Annotated in this window: 23 protein-coding genes and 2 pseudogenes; 21 read left to right on the top strand and 4 right to left on the bottom strand. The window is 64.5% G+C overall.

Annotated elements, in window-relative coordinates; translation table 11 throughout:
- Nucleotides 1-70 precede the first annotated feature (70 nt).
- The 6 genes from hisS (at nucleotide 71) to QAZ47_RS30320 (ending at nucleotide 7,405) form a co-directional block, all read left to right on the top strand.
- On the top strand, nucleotides 71-1,576 hold the full coding sequence (gene hisS / locus QAZ47_RS30345; protein ID WP_278231833.1) for a histidine--tRNA ligase: 1,506 nt from the start codon (nucleotides 71-73) through the stop codon (nucleotides 1,574-1,576).
- 174 nt (nucleotides 1,577-1,750) lie between these two features.
- Nucleotides 1,751-2,872 (top strand): ATP phosphoribosyltransferase regulatory subunit, encoded by a 1,122-nt coding sequence (locus QAZ47_RS30340; protein ID WP_278231832.1) that lies wholly within the window; start codon nucleotides 1,751-1,753, stop codon nucleotides 2,870-2,872.
- Complete coding sequence (hisG, locus tag QAZ47_RS30335) at nucleotides 2,869-3,567, top strand: ATP phosphoribosyltransferase (RefSeq protein ID WP_278231831.1); 699 nt, start codon at nucleotides 2,869-2,871, stop codon at nucleotides 3,565-3,567. Before QAZ47_RS30340 ends, hisG begins: the two co-directional genes overlap by 4 nt.
- Before the next feature lie 245 nt (nucleotides 3,568-3,812).
- The gene (locus QAZ47_RS30330) at nucleotides 3,813-5,573 is read left to right on the top strand and encodes an AMP-binding protein (RefSeq protein ID WP_278231830.1); all 1,761 of its coding nucleotides are present in this window, start codon (nucleotides 3,813-3,815) and stop codon (nucleotides 5,571-5,573) included.
- Between the two features lie 6 nt (nucleotides 5,574-5,579).
- The gene (locus QAZ47_RS30325) at nucleotides 5,580-6,206 is read left to right on the top strand and encodes a poly-gamma-glutamate hydrolase family protein (RefSeq protein ID WP_347566958.1); all 627 of its coding nucleotides are present in this window, start codon (nucleotides 5,580-5,582) and stop codon (nucleotides 6,204-6,206) included.
- 95 nt (nucleotides 6,207-6,301) lie between these two features.
- Nucleotides 6,302-7,405, top strand: coding sequence for a calcium:proton antiporter (locus tag QAZ47_RS30320; protein WP_278204608.1), 1,104 nt, complete (start codon nucleotides 6,302-6,304; stop codon nucleotides 7,403-7,405).
- Nucleotides 7,406-7,452: 47 nt separating this feature from the next.
- Here the strand turns inward: QAZ47_RS30320 and QAZ47_RS30315 are convergent, their stop codons facing one another.
- Entirely contained in the window at nucleotides 7,453-8,361 is a 909-nt protein-coding gene (locus QAZ47_RS30315; RefSeq protein ID WP_278204606.1) for a hydrogen peroxide-inducible genes activator, read from the bottom strand.
- A 152-nt stretch (nucleotides 8,362-8,513) separates the two neighbouring features.
- Between QAZ47_RS30315 and katG the strand changes: the two genes are divergently transcribed.
- Entirely contained in the window at nucleotides 8,514-10,727 is a 2,214-nt protein-coding gene (katG, locus tag QAZ47_RS30310) for a catalase/peroxidase HPI (RefSeq protein ID WP_278231829.1), read from the top strand.
- Between the two features lie 224 nt (nucleotides 10,728-10,951).
- On the opposite strand, the gene QAZ47_RS30305 is transcribed toward katG, so the two are convergent.
- Complete coding sequence (locus QAZ47_RS30305; protein ID WP_278204603.1) at nucleotides 10,952-11,629, bottom strand: MIP family channel protein; 678 nt, start codon at nucleotides 11,627-11,629, stop codon at nucleotides 10,952-10,954.
- A gap of 333 nt (nucleotides 11,630-11,962) precedes the next feature.
- Between QAZ47_RS30305 and QAZ47_RS30300 the strand changes: the two genes are divergently transcribed.
- From QAZ47_RS30300 to QAZ47_RS30290, 3 genes are all read left to right on the top strand, one after another.
- Nucleotides 11,963-13,252 (top strand): RsmB/NOP family class I SAM-dependent RNA methyltransferase, encoded by a 1,290-nt coding sequence (locus QAZ47_RS30300; RefSeq protein ID WP_278231828.1) that lies wholly within the window; start codon nucleotides 11,963-11,965, stop codon nucleotides 13,250-13,252.
- A gap of 96 nt (nucleotides 13,253-13,348) precedes the next feature.
- The gene (locus tag QAZ47_RS30295; protein WP_040973884.1) at nucleotides 13,349-13,807 is read left to right on the top strand and encodes a PaaI family thioesterase; all 459 of its coding nucleotides are present in this window, start codon (nucleotides 13,349-13,351) and stop codon (nucleotides 13,805-13,807) included.
- Nucleotides 13,808-13,943: 136 nt separating this feature from the next.
- A complete protein-coding gene (locus tag QAZ47_RS30290) occupies nucleotides 13,944-14,582 on the top strand; it encodes a 5'-methylthioadenosine/S-adenosylhomocysteine nucleosidase (RefSeq protein WP_278231827.1) in 639 nt (212 codons plus the stop codon).
- Between the two features lie 12 nt (nucleotides 14,583-14,594).
- Here the strand turns inward: QAZ47_RS30290 and QAZ47_RS30285 are convergent, their stop codons facing one another.
- Nucleotides 14,595-14,912 (bottom strand): hypothetical protein, encoded by a 318-nt coding sequence (locus QAZ47_RS30285; RefSeq protein WP_278231826.1) that lies wholly within the window; start codon nucleotides 14,910-14,912, stop codon nucleotides 14,595-14,597.
- 85 nt (nucleotides 14,913-14,997) lie between these two features.
- On the opposite strand from QAZ47_RS30285, the gene QAZ47_RS30280 reads away from it, so the two are divergent.
- The 3 genes and pseudogenes from QAZ47_RS30280 to QAZ47_RS30270 all read left to right on the top strand — a co-directional run.
- On the top strand, nucleotides 14,998-15,480 hold the full coding sequence (locus QAZ47_RS30280; protein ID WP_278231825.1) for a MarR family winged helix-turn-helix transcriptional regulator: 483 nt from the start codon (nucleotides 14,998-15,000) through the stop codon (nucleotides 15,478-15,480).
- Nucleotides 15,481-15,536: 56 nt separating this feature from the next.
- Complete coding sequence (guaA, locus tag QAZ47_RS30275) at nucleotides 15,537-17,102, top strand: glutamine-hydrolyzing GMP synthase (RefSeq protein ID WP_278231824.1); 1,566 nt, start codon at nucleotides 15,537-15,539, stop codon at nucleotides 17,100-17,102.
- A gap of 317 nt (nucleotides 17,103-17,419) precedes the next feature.
- A pseudogene (locus QAZ47_RS30270) lies at nucleotides 17,420-17,734 on the top strand (Arm DNA-binding domain-containing protein); the annotation flags it as partial.
- Between the two features lie 55 nt (nucleotides 17,735-17,789).
- Here the strand turns inward: QAZ47_RS30270 and QAZ47_RS30265 are convergent.
- Nucleotides 17,790-18,746: pseudogene (locus QAZ47_RS30265) on the bottom strand (acetyl-CoA C-acyltransferase); the annotation flags it as partial.
- 134 nt (nucleotides 18,747-18,880) lie between these two features.
- Between QAZ47_RS30265 and QAZ47_RS30260 the strand changes: the two are divergent.
- The 8 genes from QAZ47_RS30260 to QAZ47_RS30225 all read left to right on the top strand — a co-directional run bounded on the left by QAZ47_RS30260 (nucleotide 18,881) and on the right by QAZ47_RS30225 (nucleotide 26,694).
- Nucleotides 18,881-20,827 (top strand): acetoacetate--CoA ligase, encoded by a 1,947-nt coding sequence (locus QAZ47_RS30260; protein WP_278231823.1) that lies wholly within the window; start codon nucleotides 18,881-18,883, stop codon nucleotides 20,825-20,827.
- The gene (locus tag QAZ47_RS30255) at nucleotides 20,824-21,975 is read left to right on the top strand and encodes a thiolase family protein (RefSeq protein ID WP_278204596.1); all 1,152 of its coding nucleotides are present in this window, start codon (nucleotides 20,824-20,826) and stop codon (nucleotides 21,973-21,975) included. The genes QAZ47_RS30260 and QAZ47_RS30255 overlap by 4 nt, the downstream gene beginning before the upstream one ends.
- A complete protein-coding gene (locus QAZ47_RS30250; protein WP_278204595.1) occupies nucleotides 21,975-22,415 on the top strand; it encodes a zinc ribbon domain-containing protein in 441 nt (146 codons plus the stop codon). The genes QAZ47_RS30255 and QAZ47_RS30250 overlap by 1 nt, the downstream gene beginning before the upstream one ends.
- Nucleotides 22,412-22,864: a MaoC family dehydratase gene (locus tag QAZ47_RS30245; RefSeq protein WP_278204594.1), complete on the top strand. Its 453-nt coding sequence runs from the start codon at nucleotides 22,412-22,414 to the stop codon at nucleotides 22,862-22,864. The genes QAZ47_RS30250 and QAZ47_RS30245 overlap by 4 nt, the downstream gene beginning before the upstream one ends.
- Nucleotides 22,861-24,105: an MFS transporter gene (locus QAZ47_RS30240; RefSeq protein ID WP_278231822.1), complete on the top strand. Its 1,245-nt coding sequence runs from the start codon at nucleotides 22,861-22,863 to the stop codon at nucleotides 24,103-24,105. Before QAZ47_RS30245 ends, QAZ47_RS30240 begins: the two co-directional genes overlap by 4 nt.
- Nucleotides 24,106-24,193: 88 nt before the next feature.
- Nucleotides 24,194-25,030 carry a GntR family transcriptional regulator gene (locus QAZ47_RS30235; RefSeq protein ID WP_278204592.1) on the top strand — a complete coding sequence of 279 codons (837 nt, stop codon included), beginning with the start codon at nucleotides 24,194-24,196 and terminating at the stop codon, nucleotides 25,028-25,030.
- Between the two features lie 200 nt (nucleotides 25,031-25,230).
- Entirely contained in the window at nucleotides 25,231-26,007 is a 777-nt protein-coding gene (locus QAZ47_RS30230; RefSeq protein WP_278231821.1) for an SDR family oxidoreductase, read from the top strand.
- A gap of 27 nt (nucleotides 26,008-26,034) precedes the next feature.
- Nucleotides 26,035-26,694: an L-fuculose-phosphate aldolase gene (locus QAZ47_RS30225; protein ID WP_278231820.1), complete on the top strand. Its 660-nt coding sequence runs from the start codon at nucleotides 26,035-26,037 to the stop codon at nucleotides 26,692-26,694.
- Nucleotides 26,695-26,730 lie beyond the last annotated feature (36 nt).

Below are 26,730 nucleotides of genomic sequence, written 5' to 3'. Positions count from 1 at the left end.
ACCACTTGGCATGGGTTAGGACACGCCCGCTCCAGATAAGTCAGCGTTTACTTAGCGAAAAGACCAACCTATGGCCGACAAACCGGAAAAGACGAAAGCGCGGCTGCCGCGCGGTTTTGCCGACCGCGGCGCCGAAGACATCCGCGCCGTCGAGAAGATGATGGCGACCATCCGCTCGGTCTATGAGCTTTATGGTTTCGAGCCGGTCGACCAGCCGATGATCGAATACACCGATGCGCTGGGCAAATTCCTGCCCGACCAGGACCGGCCGAACGAAGGCGTCTTCTCCTTCCAGGACGACGACGACCAGTGGCTGTCGCTGCGCTATGATCTCACCGCGCCGACGGCGCGCTTCGTCGCCGAGAATTACGACCGCCTGCCGAAACCCTATCGCAGCTACCGCTCCGGCTGGGTGTTCCGCAACGAAAAGCCCGGTCCCGGCCGCTTCCGCCAATTCATGCAGTTCGACGCCGACACCATCGGCACGGCGAGCGTGGCCGCTGACGCCGAGATGGCGATGATGATGGCCGATGTCATGGAAGCGCTCGGCATCAAGCGTGGCGATTATGCCATTCGCGTCAACAACCGCAAAGTGCTTGATGGCGTGCTGGAAGCGATCGGCCTCGGCGGCGACCAGAATGCCGGCCGGCGGCTGACGGTACTGCGCGCTATCGACAAGCTGGACAAAATCGGCCTGGCCGGTGTGAGCTTGCTACTTCAAGGTGGGCGGCTCGATGAAAGCGGCGATTTTACCAAAGGTGCCGGCCTGAATGAGGGCCAGGCGAGTTCAATCCTAAAACTGATGGCTGCCCAAGGCGATGGCGCTTCAGCAACTCTCCAAGCCATTGAGAAACTGGTGGGCGATTCTGAAATCGCTGAACAAGGCTTTGTCGAGCTTGATCAAATTGCGTCGATGATCAATGCGGCAGGATATGGAGATCGTGTTTTCATCGCTCCCTCCGTCGTGCGCGGTCTCGAATATTACACCGGCCCCGTTTTCGAAGCCGAGCTTCTGGCCGAGATCCCCAATGAGGACGGCCAGATCGTGCGTTTCGGTTCGGTCGGCGGCGGCGGCCGTTATGACGGGCTGGTCTCACGCTTCCGCGGCGAGCCGGTGCCGGCGACCGGCTTCTCGATCGGGGTCTCCCGGCTGATGACGGCGCTGAAGAACCTCGGCAAGCTCGACACCTCCGATGTCGTCGCCCCGGTAGTCGTGCTGGTCATGGACAAGGACATTGAAAGCCTCGGCCGTTACCAGAAGATGGTCGCCGACCTGCGCGCCGCCGGCATCCGCTCCGAAATGTATCTCGGCGGCGCCGGCATGAAGGCGCAGTTGAAATATGCCGACCGCCGCGGCAGCCCGATCGCCGTCATCCAAGGCGGCGACGAGCGCGCCAAGGGCGAGGTGCAGATCAAGGACCTGATCGAAGGCGCGCGCCTGTCGGCCGAGATCACCGACAACGCCGAATGGCGCGCCGCGCGGCCCGCCCAGGTGACTGTGGCGGAGGGCGAGCTGGTCGCCGAGGTAAGGAAGATCCTGGCGGCGCAGGCCGAGGAGCGGGCACGTGGGAAGTAGGGCGCCGACCTTCCCTTCCCCCCTTGTGGGGGAAGGTGGCCGAGCGAAGCTCGGTCGGATGAGGGGTGTTCCAGGGAACGCCGGCGTCTCATTCCGTCCAACACCCCTCATCCGTCTCGGCGCTGCGCGCCGATCCACCTTCTCCCACAAGGGGAGAAGGGGAGATGGCGCTTTATGACCTCCCGCTACCCCGCCATCGCCGCCGACATCACAAAACTCTTCGCAGAGCGCGACACGCACGCCGTCGAAGTCGCCGTGCTGCAGCCGGCCGATCCGTTCCTCGACATGGCGGGCGAGGACCTGCGCCGCCGCATCTTCCTCACCGAGAGCGAGACCGGCAAGACGCTCTGTCTCAGGCCAGAATTCACCATCCCCGTCTGCCTCGACCACATCGCCAGCCAGGCCGGCACGCCGCGCCGTTATTCCTATCTCGGCGAGGTGTTCCGCCAGCGCCGCGAGGGCGACAACGAGTTCTTCCAGGCCGGCATCGAGGATCTCGGCGACCGCGACACGGCCGCGGCCGACGCCCGCTCGCTGGCCGACGCGCATGCGCTGCTCTCGCTGGTGCTGCCCGGCCAGCAACTCGCCGTCACGCTCGGCGACCAGACGGTCTTCGAGGCCGTGCTGGCAGCGCTCGGCCTGCCGCGCGGCTGGCGCATGCGGCTGGCGCGCGCCTTCGGCTCGGCGCCGATGCTGGAAGCGGCGCTCGCCGATCTCGCCAATCCGCCGCGCAACAGCCAGCTCTCCGGCTCCATCGCCTTGCTGGTGCTCGACGGCGATGCGGACGGGCTTGCCGAGCATATCGCCGCCGGCATGGAGAAGGCCGGCCTGTCCGCTTCGTCCGGCCGCGCGCCCGCCGACATAGCGCGGCGGCTGATCGAGAAGGCGCAGCTGCGCAGCGTGCGGCTCTCAGACGAGGCCTTCTCGGCGCTGAAGGGCTTTCTCGAGATCGATGTCGCGCTGAGCGGCGCCACGAAGGCGCTGGAAAAATTCGCGGACGATGCCGGCCTGTCGCTGGGCGCGGCGCTGGAGAATTTCGCCGCCCGCGCCGAGGCGATCGAGGCGCATGGCCTGCCGATGGCGGCAATCCGCTACGACGCCGCCTTCGGCCGTCCGCTCGATTACTACACCGGGCTCGTTTTCGAGATCGCCGCAGCTGATGCCGATCGCCCGCTGGTCGGCGGCGGCCGCTACGACAGGCTGCTGACGCTGCTCGGCGCGAAGAAGCCGATCCCCGGCGTCGGCTTCTCGGTGTGGCTCGACCGCATCGAGGCCTTGCGGGAGAGCGCCAAATGATCACGCTGGCGATCCCGTCGAAAGGCCGTCTCAAGGAACAGTCGCTGGAAGTCCTAGCCAAGGCCGGTCTGGCGGTGACCTTGCCGCAAGACGATCGCAAATACCGCGCCCGCATCGATGGCCTCGATAATGTCGAGGTGGCCTTCCTGTCGGCGTCCGAAATCGCCGGCGAGATCGGTCAGGGCACGGTCGATCTCGGCATCACCGGCGAGGACCTTTTGCGCGAGAACCTCGCCGATTGGGAAGCGCGCGCCGAGATCGTCGCCCGCCTCGGCTTCGGCCATGCCGATGTCGTTGTGGCGGTGCCGGACATCTGGCTCGATGTCGAGACCATGACCGACCTCGACGACGTTGCCGCCGATTTCCGCCAGCGCCATGGCCGACGCCTCAGGATTGCCACCAAATACTGGCGGCTGACACAGCAGTTCTTTTCGCTTAAGCACGGCATCCAGGTCTACCGCATCGTCGAAAGCCTCGGCGCGACGGAAGGCGCGCCGGCGGCGGGTCTGGCCGATGTCATCGTCGACATCACCACCACCGGCTCGACCTTGCGCGCCAACCACCTCAAGGTGCTGGGCGATGGCGTGATCCTGAACTCGCAGGCCTGTCTTGTTGCTTCGAAGAAGGCCCGTGATGCGGCAGATGAGGCGCTCTTGCGCGATATCGCGGCGAAAATGTCGGCTGTAGGCAATTAAATCGTCCGGCGCTGCCCCCTCATCCGGCCGCTTCGCGGCCACCTTCTCCCCGTGGGGAGAAGAGACTGGCGCTGACGCCGGCAATCTCCTCTCCCCTCGGGGAGAGGTCAGCCGAGCGAAGCGGAGGCTGGGTGAGGGGGAGCGCCTTATGCGATTGCCCTCCCCTCGAGGAGGAGGGGGACCTTTGGCGGATTTCCACCGCCGCCATCGGCTGATAGGCTCACGCATCCCGGGAGGAGACGGCGATGGCGATCAATCTCGACGAGCTCAAGAGCGCCAGCAATCTGCGGGGGCGCGGAGGCACCTTCATCGCTCCGCTGGACGGCAGGGCGCATGTTTCGGGCGATCGCTCGGTGCCCTTGCTCGACAAGACCATTCCGGAACTGTTTTCCGATACGGTGAGCAGATACGCCACGCTCGACGCCGCCGTCTTCGTCGGCCAGGACAAGCGCTTCACCTGGAGCGAGCTTTCGGACACGGTCGATGCTTTAGCCGCCGGCTTTCTGGCGCTCGGGTTGGAGAAGGGCGATCGCGTCGGCATCTGGTCGCCCAACCGCTGGGAATGGCTGGTAACGCAGTTCGCCACCGCGCGCATCGGCCTGATCCTGGTCAATATCAATCCGGCCTACCGGCTGACCGAGCTGGAATATGCCCTCAACAAGGTCGCTTGTAAGGCGCTGGTCACCGCCGTCAGCTTCAAGACCTCCGACTATCTCGGCATGATCGAGACGCTGGCGCCGGAGATCGCCACTGCCGAGCCGGGCAAGCTCAAGGCAAGAAAGCTGCCGTCGCTGAAGATCGTCATTCGCATGGGCGACGACAATTCGCCCGGCATGTTCAATTTCGGCGATGTGCTCGCCATGGCCGGCCGCGACGAGCATGACAGCCTCGATCGCATTTCCGAAAGCCTGAAGCCCGGCGACGCCATCAACATCCAGTTCACGTCAGGTACGACGGGCGCGCCGAAGGGCGCGACGCTCACCCACTTGAATATCGTCAACAACGGCAATTTCGTCACTTCGGCCATCAGGCTCACCGTCGACGACCGGCTGTGCATCCCGGTGCCGCTCTATCATTGCTTCGGCATGTCGATGGGCACGATGGGCTGCGTCACCAAGGGCGCGACCATGGTCTTCCCAGGCGAAGGTTTTGACGCCGGCGCGACGCTCAAGGCGATCGCGCAGGAGCGCTGCACAGGCGTCTATGGCGTGCCGACCATGTTCGTCGCCATGCTCGATCACGCCGATTTCCCGACCTTCGACCTCTCCAGCCTGCGCACCGGCATCATGGCCGGCTCGCCATGCCCGATCGAGGTGATGAAGAAGGTCGTGTCGCTGATGCATATGAGCCAAGTGACCATCGCCTATGGCATGACCGAGACCAGCCCGGTCTCCTTCCAGAGCAGCGTCGACGACCCGTTGGACAAGCGCGTCTCCACCGTCGGCCGCATCCATCCGCATGTCGAGGTCAAGGCGGTCGGCGCCGACGGCGCGACCGTCGCGGCCGGCGCGCCTGGCGAGCTCTGCACGCGCGGCTATTCTGTGATGAAGGGCTATTGGGACGACGCCGAGAAGACACGCGAAGCGGTCGACGCCGACGGCTGGATGCACACCGGCGACCTCGCAACAATAGACGCGGAAGGCTATTGCAACATCGTCGGCCGGGTGAAGGACATGGTCATCCGCGGCGGCGAGAACGTCTATCCGCGCGAGGTCGAGGAATTCCTCTATCGTCATCCCAAGATCAAGGAAGTGCAGGTCTTCGGCATCCCCGACGACAAGTATGGCGAGGAACTCTGCGCCTGGATCGTGCTGAAGCCCGGTCAGATCGCTACCGAGCAGGAAATCAAGGCCTTCTGCGCCGGCCAGATCGCGCACTACAAGGTGCCGCGCTACATCCGCTTCCGCACCGAACTGCCGATGACGGTGACCGGCAAGCCGCAAAAATTCCTGATGCGCGAGGCGATGGTCGAGGAACTGGGGTTGGTGGCGCAGAAGACGGCGTGAAACGGCATCTATGGACAACGAGTTTCCAATTTCGCGGCGCTGAAAGCCGCCAAAATCGAAAACATAGATTATCGCATAGTCGTCCGGCGCGGAGGCCGAACCGGCAGTGCGATCGTCATGGCCCCGCATGGCGGCAAGATCGAGCCCCGCACCTCCTTGATCACCGAGGCGATAGCAGGGCGCGATCTCGATATGTATTGCTTTGAAGGGCTCATGCCGGAGAGCAACCGAGAGCTGCACATAACGTCCAGGAACTTTGACGAGGAGTCCGCGCTGGAACTGTTGCGGACGAAGTCCACTGTCGTCGCTATCCACGGTCGTCAGGATCGGGACGACCCCTCGACAGTCTACTTGGGAGGCAAAGACGCTGCGTTGGTTTCGGTGATAGCCTGGCGTCTACAGGAGGCCGATTTCCAGACGAAAAAGGACAACCATCCCTTTCCAGGTATCCAGGATTCGAACATCGTCAACCGAGGATTGACGGGGAAAGGAGCACAGCTGGAAGTGCCCTTGTCGTTGCGCCGTCGACTGGGGAGCGAGCCGGAACTTCTGGAAAGATTCTGTGGGGCGGTTCGCACGGCCATTGTGACATTCGATGCCGAAAATGGTGCCCAGTCCTCGATCGTGTTTTGAATGCTGCGCTTGGCAGGCAAAGATGCCCGTGAGAGGTGCTCCCGACGTGCTTTTCCGCTAAGTTCGCGGAAACGCACGGCGTTTGGGGGGCTTGAATGACTGGTTCCGCACGGTCGGCGACTTCCTACGCGATGCCATTGATCGCCCTGGTGATGGCTGTCGCGGTCAGAGCCAGCGGTTTTTCGGTGGACGAAGGTTCGCTGAGCGTCAGGATTCTCGTTGGGGCGCTTTCGAGCGCGATCATGTTCACCACCATTTTCGTGGTGCTCGACCACGCCGAGGCAGTGGCCCGGCGCGTGGGGGAGCCGTACGGAACATTGGTGCTGACCTTTGCCGTGACGGCGATCGAAGTGTCGATCATCGTGTCCATGATGCTGCATGGAGCGAACAACCCGACACTGGCACGCGAGTCCGTTTTCTCGACGGTGATGATCGCCTCCACCGGCGTTGTCGGCACGTGCCTCACGCTTGGCGGCTGGCGTCATCGCAAGCAGGCAATCGTTCGCCAGGGGACCAGCGCGTATCTGGCGGTTCTGGTTGCCCTGACCGTCATGACGCTTGTGCTGCCGACCTACACTCAAACGACGGATCCCGGCACGTTTTCGGCAGCTCAGCTTGGTTTTGTAAGCGTCCTTTCGGTGCTGCTCTATGCAAGTTTCGTGTTCGCCCAGACCGTCCGGCACCGGGAAGACTTCGTCCAGGAACAGGCGCACGAGGTTTCGACGCGAACCGCCCCTCACGAAAGCGTTTCCGTCGGCCTCCTGCTGCTGTTGAGCGGGCTGGTCGGAATCGTCATGCTCGCCGAGCAGGTCGCCGCGGGTGTCGAGGACACGCTCGTTGCCTACCAGGTGACCCAGGCCGACAGTATCGTGGGAGCGTTGATCGCGGGGCTGGTTTTGATGCCGGAGGCCATTTCGGCGGTTCGCGCCTCGCTCAACAATGAGCTGCAGCGCGGCTTGAACGTCGCGATGGGTTCGGCTTGCGCCACGATCGGTCTGACGATACCGGCGGTCGCGGCCGCCAGCCTGCTGACGGGCAGAGGCTTGACCTTGGGGCTTCCGTCGGCTGACGCGGTCCTTTTGGTCTTGGCGCTCCTCATATGCAACGTAAGCTTCAGCACCGAAAGAACGACGTTCCTGACGGGAATGGTTCATATCGTGGTGTTTTTTACCTACGTGTTTCTGATATTTGTGCCGTGAAGCTTGCCGATCGGATCCGGGATGAGGACAAGCTGGCGACGCCGGCGTTAGCTCGCCAGCACCGCTGCATCCAAGCCCCGTATGATCTTCGCCAGCTCCAGGCATTCGTCCTGGCGCACCTTGTTCTTCCGCCATGCGAGGCAGATCATGCGCTGCGGCATCGGTTCCTGGAACGGCACGATCCTCAAGTCCGGCATGACGCCGGCGGCACTTGCGGCCATTTCCGGCACCAGCGTCACCCCCAGCCCGTGCGCCACCATCTGCAGGAGTGTAGTGAGACTGGTGGCGCCATAGCTTGCCATCGCCACCGGCCGCACGTTGCCGCAGACGGCCAAAGCCTGCTCGCGCAGGCAGTGGCCTTCTTCCAAGAGCATCAGTCGCTCCAGCGCCGGGCTTTCCGGCGGCACCGGCGGCGAGGCGAAGGCGGGGTCGCCCGCCGGCACGGCGAGGAAGAAGCGGTCGGGGAAAAGCTCCTCGGTGGCGAGCCCGGGATAGTCGAGCGGCAGCGCGGCGATGAACGCGTCGAGCCGACCCGAGACGTTGTCCTCGACCAGCGATGCGGTCACCGCCTCGCGTAGCTCGAGCTGCAGGGCGGGGAAGTGCCTCTTCAATTCCGGCAGCACCCGCGGCAGGAGATAGGGCGCAACCGTCGGGATGATGCCCAGCCGGAAGCGGCCTTCCATGGCGGGACGGCCACGCCTGGCAGTCGTCTCGACGTCACGTATGTCGGCGAGTATGCGCTCGATGCGCGGCTGCAGGGCAATCGCTTCGTCGGTCATCCGCACCGTCCTGCCGCCGCGCTCGAACAGGAGGCAGTTCAGCCGTTGCTCCATTTCCGAAATCTGGGCGGAGAGCGCCGGCTGGCTGACGCCGGCGAGCTTCGCGGCGTGGCCGAAATGCAGCGTTTGCGCCAGCGCGTCGAAATAGAGCATCTGTCGGACGGTGAGACCAATCATAAGAAAATCCTATCGGAAAAAATAGCAAAGGCAATTTGTCTTTATCGCCAAGCCGACCTAGTCTGGAATCATTCCAGATTGGCGCGGCCGCTGGCTGGCCCAGAAATCCGCGCAGTATCAATCTCGGCAAAAATTCAACCTCGGAGAGTAAGATGGACGCGAAAACCGACGACAACAGCGCTGGCAAATGCCCTGTGGCGCATGGATCCGCCGGCAGGACCAATCGCGATTGGTGGCCGAACCAGCTCGACCTTGCCGTTCTTCATCAGCAGTCGAACCTCTCGGACCCGATGGGCGAGGATTTCGACTATGCCAAGGAATTTGCGAGTCTCGATCTCGACGCGGTGATCAAGGACCTCACCCATGTCATGACCGATTCGCAGGACTGGTGGCCGGCCGACTTCGGTCACTACGGACCGCTGTTCATTCGCATGGCTTGGCACAGCGCCGGCACCTATCGCATCGGCGACGGCCGCGGCGGCGCCGGCGCCGGTCAGCAGCGGTTCGCGCCGCTCAACAGCTGGCCGGACAATGCCAATCTCGACAAGGCCCGCCGGCTGCTCTGGCCGGTCAAGCAAAAATACGGCCGCAAGATCTCCTGGGCCGACCTGATGATCCTCGCCGGCAACGTCGCGTTGGAATCGATGGGCTTCAAGACCTTCGGTTTCGCCGGCGGCCGCGCCGATGTCTGGGAGCCGGAGCAGGACGTCGACTGGGGTTCCGAAACCAAGTGGCTGGACGACCAGCGCTATTCCGGCGACCGCGAGCTGCAAGGCCATCTCGGCGCGGTGCAGATGGGCCTGATTTACGTCAACCCGGAAGGCCCGAACGGCAAGCCGGACCCGCTCGCGGCTGCGCGCGACATTCGCGAGACCTTCCGCCGCATGGCGATGAATGACGAGGAGACCGTGGCGCTGATCGCCGGCGGCCACACGTTCGGCAAGACGCACGGCGCTGGTGATGCAGCACTTGTGGGCGTGGAGCCGGAAGGCGCCGGCATCGAGGCGCAGGGCCTCGGCTGGTCGAGCAAATATGCCAGCGGCATTGCCGGCGACGCCATCACTTCGGGCCTCGAGGTCACCTGGACCACGACGCCGACCAAATGGAGCAACAATTTCTTCGACAACCTGTTCAACTACGAATGGGAGCTGACGAAGAGCCCGGCCGGCGCCAATCAGTGGACGCCGAAAGGCGGCGCCGGCGCCGGCACGGTGCCGGACGCGCACAATGCATCCAAGCACCATGCGCCGGCCATGCTCACCACCGACCTCTCGCTGCGCTTCGACCCAGCCTATGAGAAGATTGCGCGCCGCTTCCACCAGCATCCCGACCAGTTTGCCGACGCCTTCGCCCGCGCCTGGTTCAAGCTCACCCATCGCGACATGGGGCCGGTGGTTCGCTATCTCGGCCCGCTCGTGCCGAAGGAAGAGCTGATCTGGCAGGATCCGATCCCGGCGATCGACCACGAGCTGGTGAGCGAAGCGGACATCGCCGCGCTGAAGGCGAAGATCCTGGCCTCCGGCCTCTCGGTCTCCGAGCTGGTCTCGACCGCCTGGGCTTCCGCCTCGACCTTCCGCGGCTCGGACAAGCGCGGCGGCGCCAATGGCGGCCGCATCCGCCTTGCGCCCCAGAAGGACTGGGACGTCAATCAGCCGGCTCAACTGTCGAAGGTGCTGGCGAAGCTCGAAGCCATCCAGGAGGAGTTCAACGCGGCGCAGACGGGCGACAAGAAGGTCTCGCTTGCCGATCTCATCGTGCTCGGCGGCGTCGCCGCGGTCGAGAAGGCCGCCAAGGATGGCGGCAATGAAGTGAAGGTGCCATTCACGCCGGGCCGGATGGATGCCTCGCAGGAGCAGACGGATGTCGAGTCCTTCGCGGCGCTCGAGCCGAGGGCCGACGGCTTCCGCAGCTACGTCCGCGGCAAGCTGCCGATGTCCGTCGAGGCGATGCTGGTCGACCGCGCGCAGCTGCTGACGCTGACGGCGCCGGAAATGACGGTGCTGGTCGGCGGCCTGCGTGTGCTCGGCGCCAACGCCGGCGGCTCCAAGCATGGCGTGTTCACCGACAAGCCCGGGACGCTGACCAACGACTTCTTCGTCAATCTGCTTTCGATGGCGACGGTCTGGGATCCGGCTGCGGGCACCGAGCCCGGCGCGGAGGAGGTCTATGAGGCGCGCGACCGCAAGACCAAGCAGGTCAAATGGACCGGCACGCGCGCCGATCTGATCTTCGGCTCGCACTCGCAATTGCGTGCGCTGGCCGAGGTCTACGGCTCGGCCGACGCCAAGCAGAAGTTCGTCAAGGACTTCGTCAAGGCCTGGACGAAGGTGATGAACCTCGACCGTTTCGAGATCGCCGCGAAGTAAAGCATGTCTCCCGAAAGTGGGAACCGGTTTCGGGACAAAGACATGCATAAAACCAAAACCTAAAGCGCACAGAGCGAATCTGAAAGATCGCGATGCGCTTTAGGGCTCATCCTCCCAAAGAAAAAGGCGCGGGTTCAGGCCCGCGCCTTTTGCATTGAGCCGAAGCAATTCCCAGAAAAGTGTACGGCGGTTTCCGTCCGGAATTGCTTCAAGAAACCGAGATATCAGTCTTTTTCGAAGATTCCCGCCTTGGCGACGACGCCGGCAATGGCGCCGCCGATCAACGGTGCGACGATGAACAGCCAGAGCTGGCTGAGCGCCGCGCCGCCCGAGAACAGCGCCGGGCCGATCGAGCGCGCCGGGTTGACCGAGGTGCCCGTCACCGGGATCATGGCGAAGTGAATCCCTGCCAGCGTCAGGCCGATGACCAGACCCGCAAAGGCCGTCGTATGCTTGGCGTTGGTGACGCCGAGAATGACGGTGACGAAGGTGAAGGTGCCGATCAGCTCCCACAGGAAGGCCGAGCTCATGCCCCATTTCGCCTCGTCCCAGCCATTGGCGCCGAAACCGCCGGTGTGGCCGCCCGCCTGGCCGGTGACGATGATCCACAGCGCCAGCGAAGCGATGATGGCGCCGATGACCTGCGCGATCCAGTAAGGGACGACATCCTTGGCTGGCATCCGTCCCGCGAGGAACACGCCGAGCGTCACCGCCGGATTGAGATGCGCGCCCGAGATCGGGCCGATCGCATAGGCCGCCGCGATCAGGCCGATGCCGAACGCCAGGCCGATGCCTTCCTGGCCGAGCGGCAGCGCGCCGCCGAAACCGCCCGTGACCACGGAGGCCGTACCGATGAACACCAACAAAAACGTGCCTAGAACTTCTGCCAGATAAGTCTTCATTGCCCTCTCCTCGTGAGGATCCGTCAAAGCGCGTTTCCCGCGCCGCGAATCACAGGCGAAAGAGTATTCCTGCCGGCAAAACTTGGAAAGCTGAGTGGTTAATCCAGCAGGCTTGCTTGTATCCGCCAGTCAAAACATTAGAAAAGTTTCATGTTCCCATCGATTTGTTCTTGTTTTCCGTCGGCGGCCGACTGCTGCGAAAAAGCATTCCGTCTGTTGCAGGCAGCATGGCGTTGGACAGGTCGTTTTGGCCTCGCCGCAACAGAACTGTTTCAATCGGAGCAGGAAAGGCTCTAAGAGCAGGGCTGAAAGCAACGGTAGACGGAAGCAGGAATGAGACTGGGCGGAAGGCTGGCGGCGGCCATCGAAGTGCTGGAAGACATCGGCAGGCGCCACCGGCCGGTGGCCGACGCTCTGCGCGACTGGGGCCTGTCGCATCGCTTTGCCGGCGGCGGCGACCGGGCGGCGATCGGCAACATCGTCTACGACGCGCTGCGCCGCAGGCGCTCGGCCGGCTGGCTCTTCGGCGAGGACACGCCCCGCGCCACCGGCTTCGGCGCGCTGCTCCTGGAATGGGGCCAGACTGCGCGGTCGCTGAACGAGGCGCTCGACGGCGACAAGTTCGCGCCGCCGCTGCTCAGCGCCGCCGAACTGAAAGCCGCGGCCGAGCGCAGGCTCGCCGATGCGCCCGACGCCGTGCGGGCCGATGTTCCGGACTGGTGCGCGCCGCTGCTCGAGCAGGCCTATGGCGAAGATTGGGTCGAGGAGGGGGCGGCTCTTGCGACGCGTCCGCCGCTGGATCTTAGGGTCAATGCCTTGCTGTCAGACCGTGGCAAGGTGCTGGCCGAACTCAAGGGCACGGGTGCAGCACCTGCAGCGATCGCGCCGCTCGGCATCCGCATCCCGCCGATCGACGGCGACGGCAGGCATCCGAACGTCCAGGCCGAGCCAGCCTTCCAGAAAGGCTGGTTCGAAGTGCAGGACGAGGGTTCGCAGCTTGCTGCCGCACTTGCGGGTGCCGCGCCCGGCATGCAGGTGCTCGACTATTGCGCAGGCGCCGGCGGCAAGACGCTGGCGCTGTCGGCCGAGATGGGCAATACAGGCCAGCTTTTCGCCCACGACGCGGAGAAGGTGCGGCTGGCGCCGATCTTCGAACGCATCCGTCGCGCGCACAGCCGCAATATCCAGATCGTCAGCAAGCCCGCCGAGCTCACGCCGCTCACCGCGCATATGGACATCGTGCTCATCGACGCGCCCTGCACCGGCAGCGGCACCTGGCGCCGCCGGCCCGACGCCAAGTGGCGGTTGACCGAAAGGCAGCTCGACGCCCGCAAGGGCGAGCAGCAGGCGATCCTCGACACGGCGCAGGCTTTTGTGAAACCCGGCGGGTTGCTCGTCTACATCACCTGCTCGGTGTTCGATGCCGAAAACGGCGAGCAGGTCGCGGCCTTCCGCGAACGCAACGGCGAGTTTGCGCCGGTCGACCATCGAGAGCTTTGGGATGCCCGTTTCCCCGGCCATGAAGACGCTGCGCGCATCGCCGGCACCGGCGGCATCTCGCTGTCGCCGGCGCTCAGCGGCACCGACGGCTTCTATTTCCATGCCCTGCGCAGGGCAGCCTGAGGGCAGGCGGCGTTTTGCTGCGCTGCAACATAAGAGATTGCCTGTCTTGGCTGCCTCTGCAATAAGCTTCGCCAGCAAACGTGAAGGCGAAGGGCCATGGCAGCCAAGATCGTACCCGCTCCCGACTATGAGGATCGTGTCAGGACTTCCTTTGCCCGCCAAAAGGCGATGGCCACCATTGGCGCGGAACTGACGCTGGTCACGCCCGGCATCATCGAGATCGAGATGCCTTACGCGCCGTCGCTCACCCAGCAGCACGGCTTCCTGCATGCCGGCGTCATCTCGACCGCGCTGGACTCGGCCTGCGGCTACGCCGCGTTCTCGTTGATGCCGCAGAATTCCAGCGTGCTGACCATCGAATTCAAGGTCAATCTGCTCGCGCCGGGCAGGGGCGAGCGCTTCCTGTTCCGCGGCTCGGTGACAAAGCCCGGCCGCACCATCATCGTTGCCGACGGCCAGGCCTACGCCTTCGCGGCCGACGGCGAGGCCAAGCTGATCGCCACCATGACCGGCACGATGATGACGGTTGTCGGCCGCGACGGTATTGAGGGGTGAGGAGCGGTCCCGTAGCGAACGAAAAGCCGCCAAATGGGCTTTTTCGAGCGACGAAAGCCCGGAGCCATAGCGAAGGGCTGGGCGAGGGCACGTTGCCCTTTCTCTTCGCCGGGCAACAGACAAGAGGTAGAGCGTCATGACCGATAAAGCGTCACGTCTTTCGGGCAAGTCCGTTCTCTTCGTCATGGCCGCGGAGGCCGAATACGGGCCGCATCTCAAGGGGCTTTTCACGCCGCTGATGACCGGCGTCGGTCCGGTCGAGGCCGCGGTGCGGCTGGGCGCGGAGCTTGCGGCGCTCAAGGCGCAGGACGCGCTCCCGGATCTCGTCGTCTCGCTCGGTTCCGCGGGAAGCCGGACGTTGGAGCAGACCGAAATCTACCAGGCCGTGTCGGTGAGCTACCGCGACATCGACGCCTCCCCGCTCGGCTTCGAGAGGGGCGCCACGCCGTTCCTCGACCTGCCGGTGACGGTGCCGCTGCCCTTTGTCATCCCCGGCATCAGGAGCGCGACGCTGTCGACCGGTGGTGCGATCGTCACCGGCGCCGCCTATGACGCGATCGACGCCGACATGGTCGACATGGAGACCTTCGCCTGCCTGCGCGCCTGCCAGCTGTTCGGCGTGCCGCTGATCGGCCTGCGCGGCATTTCCGACGGCGCCGCCGATCTCAGGCACGTCGGCGACTGGACGGAGTATCTGCACGTCATCGACGAAAAGCTGGCCGCGGCAATAGGTTTGCTCGAGCAGGCGATCGGCGGTGGTCTGCTGGATGGCTGAGAGCTATTGGGATCAAGCAGCCAGGCGCTGCGGATCGCCGAAATCGATGCGTGCAATGCGTCCACGGGCGGCGCCGGTCGCATCGATATAGTCGATCGCTCCCGGTGTATGATCGAGCTTCCACGTGCCGGCGGGACCGTCTTTCCATTCGACCCTGTAGCCGTCGTCCAGCAGCCTCCAAAGTCCGTGGAAGCGTGTGCCGTCCGGCAAAAGCATGTGTGCCCGATCATCGGTTTCATAGTGGATGAAGGCGTTCTTGCCGCCCATGTCGATGACGTGCGTGGTTCCGACCATGATAACAGCCAGCGTGTCCCTGTTCAGTATCGTCATTGTCCCTGTCCGTGGGTTCGCGTTCCGAAGAGTCTCGACGGCATGAATATCGTCAAGTATCTTGACTATATGGAGCACAGATCAGATGGTCAAGGAGCTTGACGAAAAAATCGGGGCGTTGCCCGATCATGTCGGCTGGCGGCTATGGCGGGCGAGCCGTGCATGGCAGGCGGAATTTTCTGCGGCCATGCGGGCCGCCGGCCACGCCTGGTTCAGCGAAGCGCGTGCCGGGCTGCTCGGGCACATCCCTCGCAACGGCACGCGCCAGTCGGCATTGATCGAGCGCTCGGCCACCTCCAAGCAGGCGGTTCAGCAATTGCTCGACGGGCTGGAGGCGGAAGGCGTGCTGGAGCGGTTTCCCGACCCACGGGATGGGCGCGGCAAGCTTGTACGTTATACGCGCAAGGGCTTGGATGCCTTGCGCGACGGCGACCGCATCAAGCTCGAGATCGAACGGGACTACATAGACCGCATCGGCCGAGAGCGTTTCGCGGCGCTCATGGATGCCTTGCGCTCTCTCGACGCCGGACCGGCCGACGCATCGGAAGAAGCATCGGTACCGGAGTAAGCTGTGCGACCGCACAACCCATTGCGCCGACTCGTTTCTTTCTCTAAAGGCTCGCCATGACGACGACAGCCAATCATCCCGACACCGTCCTGATTGTCGATTTCGGCAGCCAGTTCACGCAGCTCATTGCCCGCCGCATCCGCGAGGCCGGCGTCTTTTCCGAGATCGTGCCGTTCCAATCGGCCGAAGCTGCCTTCAAGCGCATCAACCCGAAAGCGGTGATCCTGTCGGGCGGCCCGGCCTCGACCACCGATATCGGCAGCCCGCGCGCGCCGCAGATCGTCTTCGACGCCAGCGTGCCGGTGCTCGGCATCTGTTACGGCCAGATGGCGCTCTGCGTGCAGATGGGCGGCGTCGCCGAAAGCTCCAATCATCGCGAGTTCGGCCGCGCCTTCGTCGAGATCGAGAAGGAAAGCCCGCTGTTCGAAGGTCTGTGGGCGCCCGGCCAGCGCCACCAGGTGTGGATGAGCCATGGCGACCGCGTCATCGAATTGCCGCCGGGCTTCAAGGTGCTCGGCAAATCGGAAAGCTCGCCCTTCGCCATCTTCGGCGATATCGAGCGCAAGATGTACGGCATCATGTTCCACCCGGAAGTGGTGCACACGCCGGACGGCGCCAGGCTGCTCCGGAACTTCGTCCATAACATCGCCGGCATCGAGGGCGATTGGACGATGCGCGCCTACCGCGAGCACGCGGTGGAGACGATCCGCAAGCAGGTCGGCAAGGGCAAGGTCATCTGCGCGCTCTCGGGCGGCGTCGACTCCTCCGTCGCGGCGCTTCTCATCCACGAAGCGGTCGGCGACCAGTTGACCTGCATCCTCGTCGATCACGGCCTGATGCGCAAGGACGAGGCCAAGGGTGTCGTGGAGATGTTCCGCCAGCACTACAACCTGCCGCTGATCCTGGTCGACGCCTCCGATCGCTTCATCACGGCGCTGGAAGGCGAGAGCGATCCCGAGAAGAAGCGCAAGACCATCGGCCGCCTGTTCATCGAAGTGTTCGAGGAGGAGGCGAAGAAACTCGGCGGCGCCGACTTCCTGGCGCAGGGCACGCTCTATCCGGACGTCATCGAAAGCGTCTCGTTCTCCGGCGGACCGTCGGTGACGATCAAGTCGCACCACAATGTCGGCGGCCTGCCCGAGCGCATGAACATGAAGCTGGTCGAGCCGCTGCGTGAATTGTTCAAGGACGAGGTGAGGGCGCTCGGCAAGGAACTCGGCCTCCCGGAAAGCTTTATCGGCCGCCATCCGTTCCCTGGCCCCGGCCTTGCCATACGCTGCCCGGGCGGCATCACGCGCGAGAAGCTGGAGATACTGCGCGAGGCCGACGCCATCTATCTCGACGAGATCCGCAAGGCCGGCCTCTACGACGCCATCTGGCAGGCCTTTGCCGTGCTGCTTCCGGTGCAGACCGTCGGCGTCATGGGCGACGGCCGCACCTATGAGTTCGTCTGCGCGCTGCGCGCGGTAACGTCCGTCGACGGCATGACCGCCGACTTCTACCACTACGACATGAACTTCCTCGGCGCTGCCGCCACCCGTATCATCAACGAGGTGAAAGGCATCAACCGCGTCGTCTACGACGTAACGTCCAAGCCGCCTGGGACGATCGAGTGGGAATGATTCAGCGTCCTTCGCGGCCTATCGCGAACTACCGCTAGCCAACTCTAAGTAGCTGATTTTCAAAGCAGAAATCTTCATCATCTATCGCGGACTATCGCGTGCAAAAGGACCGCTCCGACGGTCTTTTTGACGGTATGCATTTTCTTGTCCGAGCGCCAAAATCGCAATACCGTCAGCCCAATTCAGCCGATGACGGTCTTTTTTCGGAAGCTAACGCGCTGAATTCGTTAGGAAAAGCAGCGTTCTAGTAGGCCGATTTTTGCTTGACGGTCTTTTAGCCGCAAATCGGTCGATTTCCGCCAGAAATGGAGGTCGCCTTGCTGACGGACACGGCGCTTAAGCATCTGAAATCTAAGGCAAAAGATTACAAGGTCACGAACCGTGACGGTATGTACGTCCTCGTCAAAAGCTCGGGCGCGCTGACCTTCCGATACGACTACCGGATGAACGGCCGGCGCGAAACTGTAACGCTCGGACAATATGGGCCGGACGGTATAACACTCGCCCGTGCGAGGGAGCTGTGTCTCGACGCGCGCCGCATGGTGAGTGAGGGAATCTCGCCTGCTCAGGAGAAGCAGCGACATAAGCGGCGCCTGAAAGAAGCGAAGAGCTTCGGCGAGTTCGGAGAACGCTGATAATGTCCTCGTCCCAGCCCATCTCGCGATTGACGGCGATAGCCTGTGCGGCGAAAGCCTCGTTGATCTCCATCACGTCGAGATCGGACGAGCGCCAGCCGGCCTTGTCGAGCGCGCGGCGCGAGGCTGCCACCGGTCCGAGGCCCATGTCCATCGGCTCGACGCCGGCGGAAGCGTAGGACGCGATGCGGGCGAGGGGCGTCAGGCCGAGTTCCTTCACCCGCGCCTCCGACATCACCAGCACCGCCGCTGCCCCGTCATTGAGACCGGATGAGTTGCCGGCCGTGATCGTGCCAGCCGCATCGAAGACCGGCCTCAGCCGGCCGAGGCCTTCCATGGTGGTGGAGGGATTGGGATGTTCGTCACGGTCGATGACGAGATCGCCCTGCCTTGTCCTTATCGAGATCGGGACGATCTCTTCGTCGAACCGGCCAGTCTGGATGGCGACGTCCGCCTTCTCCTGTGAGCGCAGCGCGAACCTGTCCTGTTCTTCGCGGGTGATCTGGTAGCGCTGCGCCAGCGCTTCGGCCGTCACGCCCATATGTACCTGATGGAAGGCATCCCACAGCCCGTCGGTAATCATGGAATCCTTGACCATGTGGTCGCCCATGCGGATGCCGCCGCGCATACCGGAAATGAAATGCGGCGCCGAGGTCATCGAGTCCTGTCCGCCGGCGATCACGCAATCGGCGTCGCCGCAGCGAATGGCCTGGGCGGCGAGATGGATCGACTTCTGGCCGGCGCCGCACACTTTGTTGACGGTCATGGCGGGCACGCTTACCGGCAGGCCGGCTTTGAGCGCGGCCTGCCGCGCCGGGTTCTGCCCGGCGCCGCCGGTCAGCACTTGGCCCATGATCACCTCGCCGACAGTGTCGGGCGCGAGCTGGGTTTCCGCCAGCATCGCCTGGATAAGCTGCGCGCCCAACTCCGCCGCCGACAGGCTGGCGAACGCGCCGTTCAGCTTGCCGATGGGCGTGCGCTTGGCGGCAACGATATAGATCGCATCCATTTCCGATCCTCCGCACGCGCGATCCACATAGGCGGGATCGCCGCTTGACATTCTGGTTATAACCAATAATCATGAAATGCATCGGCAGGCAAGGTCGCGGCATCGAGCCCGGAGTGCGTTGCGGGAGGAAATCCATGTCATCCGTGCTTTGGACGCCGGCGCCGGCCGCGTTCCGATCGTCCAACCTTGCGCGCTTCTCTCTCGCGAATGGTTTCGACCCGCGCGACTACGAAACGCTGCATCGCTGGTCGATCGGCGACCCCGGCGCCTTCTGGCGGGCGGTGTGGGATTTCGCGGAGGTCGTCGGTGAGCCTGGCGCGATCTCCTTCCTGCGCGACGACGATGCGCCCATGACCGGGAGTCGCTTCCTGCCGGAAGCCTCGCTCAATCTCGCGGAAAACCTGCTGCGCGGCGACGAAGACAGGGTTGCTCTCATCGAGGGCGACGAGAGCGGCCATTTCCGCACCGTCACGCTCGGCGCGTTGCGCCGGCTCGTTGCCCGGACGGCGCATGGCCTTCGCGCGGCCGGGATCGGCAAGGGCGATTGCGTCGGCGGCATCCTGCCCAATCGCGTCGAGGGTCTCGTCGCTCTGCTGGCGACGCTCTCCATCGGCGCTGTCTGGTCATCCTGCTCGCCGGATTTCGGCGCCGCCGCGATCGCCGACCGCCTCGGCCAGATCGGCCTCAAGGTGCTGTTCGCCGCGCCATGTTACCGCTATGCGGGCAAGGAGCACGACATCTCCGGCAGGCTGGCCGAGATCGTCGCGGCGATGCCGACAGTGACGACGCTGGTGCTGACCGGCAGAACGGGTCTCAAGCCGGACTGTGCGGCGGATTGCATTTCCTTCGACGATTTCGGCGGCGACAGCCCGCTCAGCTTCGAGCGCGTGCCCTTCGACCATCCGGCCTATGTTCTCTACACTTCAGGTACCACGGGCGCGCCGAAAGCGATCGTCCATCGCGCCGGCGGTGTATTGCTCCAGCATCTTAAGGAGCACCTGCTGCATGGCGACGTCCGCCCGGGCGACGTGATGAGCTGGTACACCAACACCGCCTGGATGATGTATCACTGGCTGATCTCCGGCCTCGCCTGCACTGCTGCCGTGGTTCTCTATGACGGCGCGCCGATCCTGAAATCGGCCGATGGCCTCGACCCCAGCCCGCTTTGGAAAATCGCCGAGCGCGCCAGGGTCACGCATTTCGGCACCAGCCCGAAATATCTGGCGACACTTGCGACCGAAGGCTACGCGCCGGGGCGCCTGCATGATCTCCCGTCGCTGCGCTCGCTGCTGTCGGCCGGTGCGCCTGTCTCTCCCGGGCAATTCGACTGGGTCTACGATCATGTGAAGCGCGACATGATCTTCGCTTCGATCTCCGGCGGCACCGAGATCATCGGCTGCTTCCTGCTGGGATCGCCGATCCATCCTGTGCGGCGCGGCGAGCTGACCGTGAAAGGGCTCGGCCTCGCCGTCGGCGTCATGGACGAGCGCAATGCGCCGGTCATCGGCCGGCAAGGCAATCTAGTCTGCACCGAGCCGTTCCCGTCGATGCCGCTGACCTTCTGGGGCAAGGATGGCGACGCGCGCTATCACGCCACCTATTTTGCCGCACGCCGCGAGATCTGGACGCATGGCGATGTCGCGGAGATGACGGCTTACGGCTCTGGCATCATCCACGGCCGCTCCGATACGACGCTGAAGCCCGGCGGCGTTCGCGTCGGCACCGCCGAGATCTACGCCGCCTGCGAGAATTTTGCCGAGATCGAGGATTGCCTGGTCTTTGGCGCGCCCATCGAAGGCGACGAGGAGATCGTGCTCTGCGTCAAGCTCAATGACGGTTATGCGCTGACCCCCGAGCTTGCCGCGCGAATTCGCAAAGCGATCCGCGAAGGCGCTTCGCCGCGCCACGTGCCGCACCGCATTCACGCCGTCCAGGCCGTGCCCTATACGCTGAATGGCAAGCGCGTCGAGGGTGCCGCCCGCACCACGCTCGAAGGCAAGCCTGTCAAGAACTTGGCTTCGCTCGCCAATCCGGCCTGCCTCGAGGAATACCGCGCGCTCGATCGGAGCAAGGCGGCATGAGCCGGGCAAAGGGAGCGATCGTCGGCATCGGCGAGTTGAAGCCGCAGCGCCTGACCAGCGGCGTGACGACGCTGGAGATGATCGCCGAGGTCTCGCGCCTGGCGGTGCTCGACGCCGGGCTCGAGCCGGCTGCGATCGACGGGCTGCTGGTCGGGCCGCAGGTCGGCGAGACGCCGCAGCATGTTCCGGCGACGATCGCCGAATATCTGGGCCTCGCGCCGACCATGGCCAATGTCGTCGATCTTGGCGGCGCGTCCGGCGCCGGCATGGTCTGGCGCGCGGCAGCCGCGATCGAGGCCGGCATGTGCGAGACGGTGCTGTGCGTGCTCGCCAACAACCGAGAGGAGGCAGCACCCCGCTCGCCCAACCGCAATCCGATCCGCGAGTTCGATGTGCCCTTCGGCGCCTCCGGCGCCAACATCTCCTACGCGCTGCTGATGCAGGCGCATATGGCGGCATACGGCTCGACCGCGCGGGATTTCGCCCTGATCGCCGCGGCGGCGCGCGCCAATGCGCAGCTCAATCCCGACGCGATCTTCTTCGGCAAGCCGGCCGATGTGGAAGCGGTGCTGGCCTCGCCGATGATCGCCTCGCCGCTGCACCTCCTCGAAATCGTCATGCCGGTCGCCGGCGGTGAAGCGGTCGTCGTCACGTCGGCCAAACGCGCGCGGTCGTTGCGCAAGCTGCCCGTGCATCTACTCGGCGCCGGCGAGAAGATCACGCATCGCGCGGTCAGCCAGGCACCGAGCCTGACCTCCGGTCCGCTGAAGAGCGCCATGGCGCGGGCCTTCGCGCAGTCCGGCATGCAGGCCGACGAGATGCATCTTCTGTCGCTCTACGATTGCTACACGATCATGGTCGCGACCACCATCGAGGATGCCGGCCTCTGCGCGTCGGGCCAGTTCGGCGCGTGGCTCAACGACCACGACCTCTCCCACAAGGGTGACAAGCCGCTCAACACACATGGCGGCCAGCTCGGCTTCGGCCAGCCCGACCTTGCCGGCGGCATGACCCATGTCGTCGAGGCGGTGCGCCAATTGCGCGGCGAGGCGGGCGAACGCCAGATCGGCAAGGCCGGGCTCGCGCTGGTCACCGGCAATGGCGCGACGATGAGCGAAGCGACCGCGCTGGTGCTGGGAGCCGCCTGATGTCCGTCGATCTCAACACGCTGAAAACCCCTGGCCCGACGATCACCGCGCTGACCAAGCCATTCTGGGATGCCGCCGCCGAGGGCCGGCTGAAAATCCAGCACTGCGAGGATTGCGGCAAGGCCATCTTCTATCCGCGCCCGATCTGCCCGCATTGCTGGAGCAGGCGTCTTGTCTGGAAAGACGTATCGGGCAGGGGGCGGCTCAAATCCTTTTCGGAGGTGCACAAGCCCGGCCATCCCGGCTGGCTGCCGACGGCACCTTATGTGGTCGGCCTGGTCGAATTGGCCGAAGGCCCGACGATGCTGAGCTTCATCCTGGCCGGCACACGGCCGCTACAGGTCGGGGACATGTTGCGGCTTGCGCCGACCGCCATCGGCGGCCGTGTCCTGCCGGCCTTCAGACAAATCGAACTCGCAACAGAGGAGGAGCCGCGATGAGCACCGAGACGAAAGACGGTTGGGTGGGTGTCGTGAAAGGCCGTCCGCAGGTCGGCGCCTTTGCCGAGCGCACGCGCCGCACGAGGATGAGCGACATCGAGGCCTTCACCGAGATCACCGGCGATCGCAATCCCCTACATTACGACCGCGCTCTGGCCGAAAAGTCGGTGTTCGGCAAGCTGATCGTCCAGGGCGGCGTGACCTCCGGCATCCTCAACGCGTTGGTCGCCGAAGATCTGCCCGGCCCCGGGACCGTGTTCCTCGAAGTGGCCTGGAAGTTCGTCAAGGCCGTCGGCGTTGACGAGGAGATCACCGGGCGCGTCGAGGTCAAGGAAGTGCGCCCCGACAAGCCGATCTGCAAGATCGAGACCAGCGTGCGCAACGGCCAGGGCGAGCTTTGCCTCACCGGCACGGCCACGGTCTTCACCGTACCGCTGCAAGGCGCATGAGCACAGTCGGCGGCGGCCGGCTTGGCATGGCGGCCGACAGCGAGCGCTGGCGCGTGCTGTCGCTGCTTTGCCTGGCGGTCGTCCTGTCGCTGACCACCTGGTTCTCGGCGACCGCAATCCTTCCCGAATTGAAACAGGATCTGGCGCTGGGCGCGAGCGCCGAGGCGTGGCTGACCAATGGCGTTCAGGTCGGCTTCGTCATCGGCGCGCTGGCGGCGAGCCTGGTCAATTTGCCGGACCTTGTACGGCTGAGCCGCCTGATGGCCGCGGCGGCTCTTGTCGCCGCTTTAGCCAACGCGACGCTGCTCTTCCATCCCGGGCCGGGTGGCGTGATCGCCGCGCGCATCGTCACCGGCGCTGCGCTTGCCGGCGTCTATCCGCCGGCGCTCAAGCTGGTGGCCACCTGGTTCACGCGCGACAGGGGGCTGGCGCTCGGCGCGGTCATCGGCGCGCTGACAGTCGGTTCGGCGCTGCCGCATCTCTTCCGCGCCGTCTCGACCGCGCTCGACTGGCGGCCGGTGGTCGCAGCGGCAAGCGTGGCCACCGCGGCCGGCGCGTTGCTCTTCCTGCTGTTCGCGAAGGAAGGGCCCTATCCCTTCGGCAAGGCGGTGTTCGAGCCCTCGCGGATCGGCCAGGTGTTTCGCGAAAAGCCGCTGCTCCTCGCCAATCTCGGCTATCTCGGCCACATGTGGGAGCTCTACGCCATGTGGGCCTGGCTGCTCGCTTACACCCGCGCGGCCTTCGAGGCGCAGGCGATCGGGACCGCCGCCACCGCCTCGCTCTCGACTTTCCTTGTCGTCGCGTCTGGCATCCTTGGCTGCGTGCTTGGCGGCTATCTGTCGGACCGCGTCGGCCGCACCGCCACCACCGCCGGCATGATGCTCGTCTCGGGCGGCTGCGCCCTGCTGATGGGCTTTCTCTTCACCGGCCCGCTCTGGCTGTTCATGCTGGTGGCCATCGTCTGGGGCGTCTCGGTGATCGGCGATTCGGCGCAATTCTCCGCGGCCGTCACCGAGCTTGCCGACCGCCGCTTCGTCGGCACCGCGCTGTCGGTGCAACTCGGCGCCGGTTTCGCGCTGACGGTGCTCGCCATCTGGCTGACGCCGCGCTTCGCCGATTTCATCGGCGGCTGGCGCTGGGCCTTCCTGCTCCTGGTTCCCGGACCGCTTCTGGGGGCAGCCGCCATGCTATGGTTGCGAAACTTGCCGGAGAGCGTGAAAATGGCGGGCGGCCTCCGTTAGGAGCCGCTGCTGCGCTTTGAGTCGCGGCAAACATTCTACCGGGCGGTTGCCCGCAGCCTGAAGACCGATGATGGAACAAGCAACCAGAATGCGCGGGCGTCCTCGTTACGACCAGGAAGATGCCGAGGCGGCCGAGGCGTTCCGCTCGATCGGCTCGAAGGTTCAGCTCAATCGCGACGAGGCCGCCCCGCTTTGGGTGCAGTTGCGCAACCAGTTCGAGGAAGCGATCAACACCGGCCTGCTGGCCGCCAATTCACGCATTCCCTCTGAACAGGCACTTTGCGATTTCTTCGGCGTGTCGCGCCCCGTGGTGCGCGCCGCGATCGGCTCGCTTTCCAACGAAGGCCGCATCATCAAGATGCCGCGCAAGGGCATGTTCGTCGCAGCTCCCCGCGAACATGTCGACTTCATGACCGCCAATCTCGGCGTCTTCGACGACCTGACCGCGAAGGGCCACAAGGTCTCGACCCGCACGCTGGAAATCTATCGCTGTCCGCCGAGCGAGAAGGAGTCGAAGGTCTTCGGAATTCCCGCCAATGGCAGCGTGGTACGCATCAGCCGCGTCTACATGACCGACGGCTCGCCGATCACCATGACGCGCATCAGCCTGCCGGGACACAGGGTGCCGGGGCTGGAAAATATCCTGTCGGAGAACCAGTCGATCTTCGGCACGATCCGAGCCGTCTTCGGCCTGACGGTGAAGCGCGCCGACCGCTGGCTCCGCGCGGCATTGCCCACCAAGGAAGAGGCCGATGAGATGGGCGTCGCCGCCAATACGCCGCTGATCGAGATCGAGTCGATCGCCTATGACGCGGATGGTGCGGCGCTCGAATATTACGAGGCCTTCTACAACTCCTCCGTCGCCCGTATCCACATGGCGGTCGAGCAGCCATCCGCCACGGTGAACGGCGTCGATCGCACCTGAGTTACGCTCACTCAAAAAAGATTCTGTTTTCTGGTTATAACCAGATTGACGGGCCCGGGAAGCTTCTGTAACGTCTCCGTCATGGGGTCGGGAGGAGCCTGACCCGGAGGCATTATCAGGACCGGCTGGCTTGCGACGCTGCTTCGGCGGCGAGGGCAGTGTTTTGCCCACGCTCAAGTCCGTCCTGATGGAGGACGTGCATGGATTACCGGTCGCAATTCGACCTGACGGGCGAGGTTGCCGTTGTCACCGGCGGTGCCAGCGGGATCGGACTTGAGGCCGCCAGGGCGCTGGGGACTTGCGGCGCGAGGATCGTGTTGCTCGACATGAATGCGGATGGGCTGAAAGCCGCTGCTGAGGCGCTTACGGCCGCTGGCATCGCGAGCGTCGATGGCCGCGTGTTGAACGTTACCGATCCGCAAGCCGTCGAGGCGATGGCCGCTCAGATCGTCAGTGATTTCGGCAAGGTCGATATCCTGGTCAACAGCGCCGGCATCGCGCGCCTCAACACCGCGCTCGACACCCCGGACGAAGAATGGCGCCTGGTGATGGATGTCAACGTCAACGGCGTCTACTGGGCTTCGCGCGCCTTCGGCCGTTCGATGGTCGATTGCAAGAAGGGCTCAATCGTCAATCTGGGTTCCATGTCGGGCCTGATCATCAACCGTCCGCAGACGGCGCCGTCCTACATGGTGAGCAAGGGCGCCGTGCACATGATGACCAAGGCGCTCGCGGTCGAATGGGCGAAATCGGGCGTGCGCGTCAACGCGCTGGCGCCGGGCTATGTCGGCACCGAGATGACGCTGAAGATGCGCGAGCGTCCCGAACTCTTCAACACCTGGATCGACATGACGCCGATCGGCCGGCTGGGCACACCGCAGGAGATCGCCTCGGCGATTCTGTTCCTGGCGTCGCCGGCCTCGAGCTACGTCACTGGCGCGATCCTGTCGATCGATGGCGGCTACACGGCCTGGTGACGGACTGAGCAAGGATTGGAATATCGCATGACCGTTTCGGACCGAGATGTGCGCCAGGCCATCATCGACGCCTGTATCGAGATGAACGCACTCGGCATCAACCAGGGCACGTCAGGCAACATCAGCTGCCGCCATGGCGAGGGCATGCTGATCTCGCCGACCAGCACGCCCTATGACACGCTGCAGCCGGAAGACATCGTCTTCATGGGTTGGGATGGCGAGGTCGACGGACGCCTGCCGCCGTCCAGCGAATGGCGCTTCCATCTCGACATCATGAAGGCACGGCCCGATGTCAACGCGGTCGTTCACGCGCATCCGACCTACTGCACGACGATCGCCATCATGGGCAGGAAGATACCAGCGATCCACTACATGGTCGCCGTCGCCGGCGGCAGCGACATACGCTGCGCGCCCTACGCCACCTTCGGCACGGCGGAGCTTTCGGCGCATGCGGTGGAAGCGCTGCGCGGCCGCAAGGCCTGCCTGCTTGCCCAGCACGGCATGATTGCCGTCGGGTCGAGCCTCGCCCAGGCGATGTGGCTGGCCGTCGAGGTCGAGACGCTGGCGCGCCAGTATCACGGCGCCCTGCAGATCGGCGAGCCGCCGATCCTGTCCGACGAGGAGATCGAAAACGTCATCAAACGCATGGCCAGCTACGGCCTGCGTGACAATGACGACGCTGCCTGAGGAGCAGCAAACCTACTGTTTCGCATATCCTCCGGG

Source organism: Mesorhizobium sp. WSM4904 (assembly GCF_029674545.1).
Classification (GTDB): domain Bacteria; phylum Pseudomonadota; class Alphaproteobacteria; order Rhizobiales; family Rhizobiaceae; genus Mesorhizobium.
The sequence above is the reverse complement of the archived record's forward strand: the minus strand, read 5'-3'. Positions and strand labels throughout refer to the sequence as shown.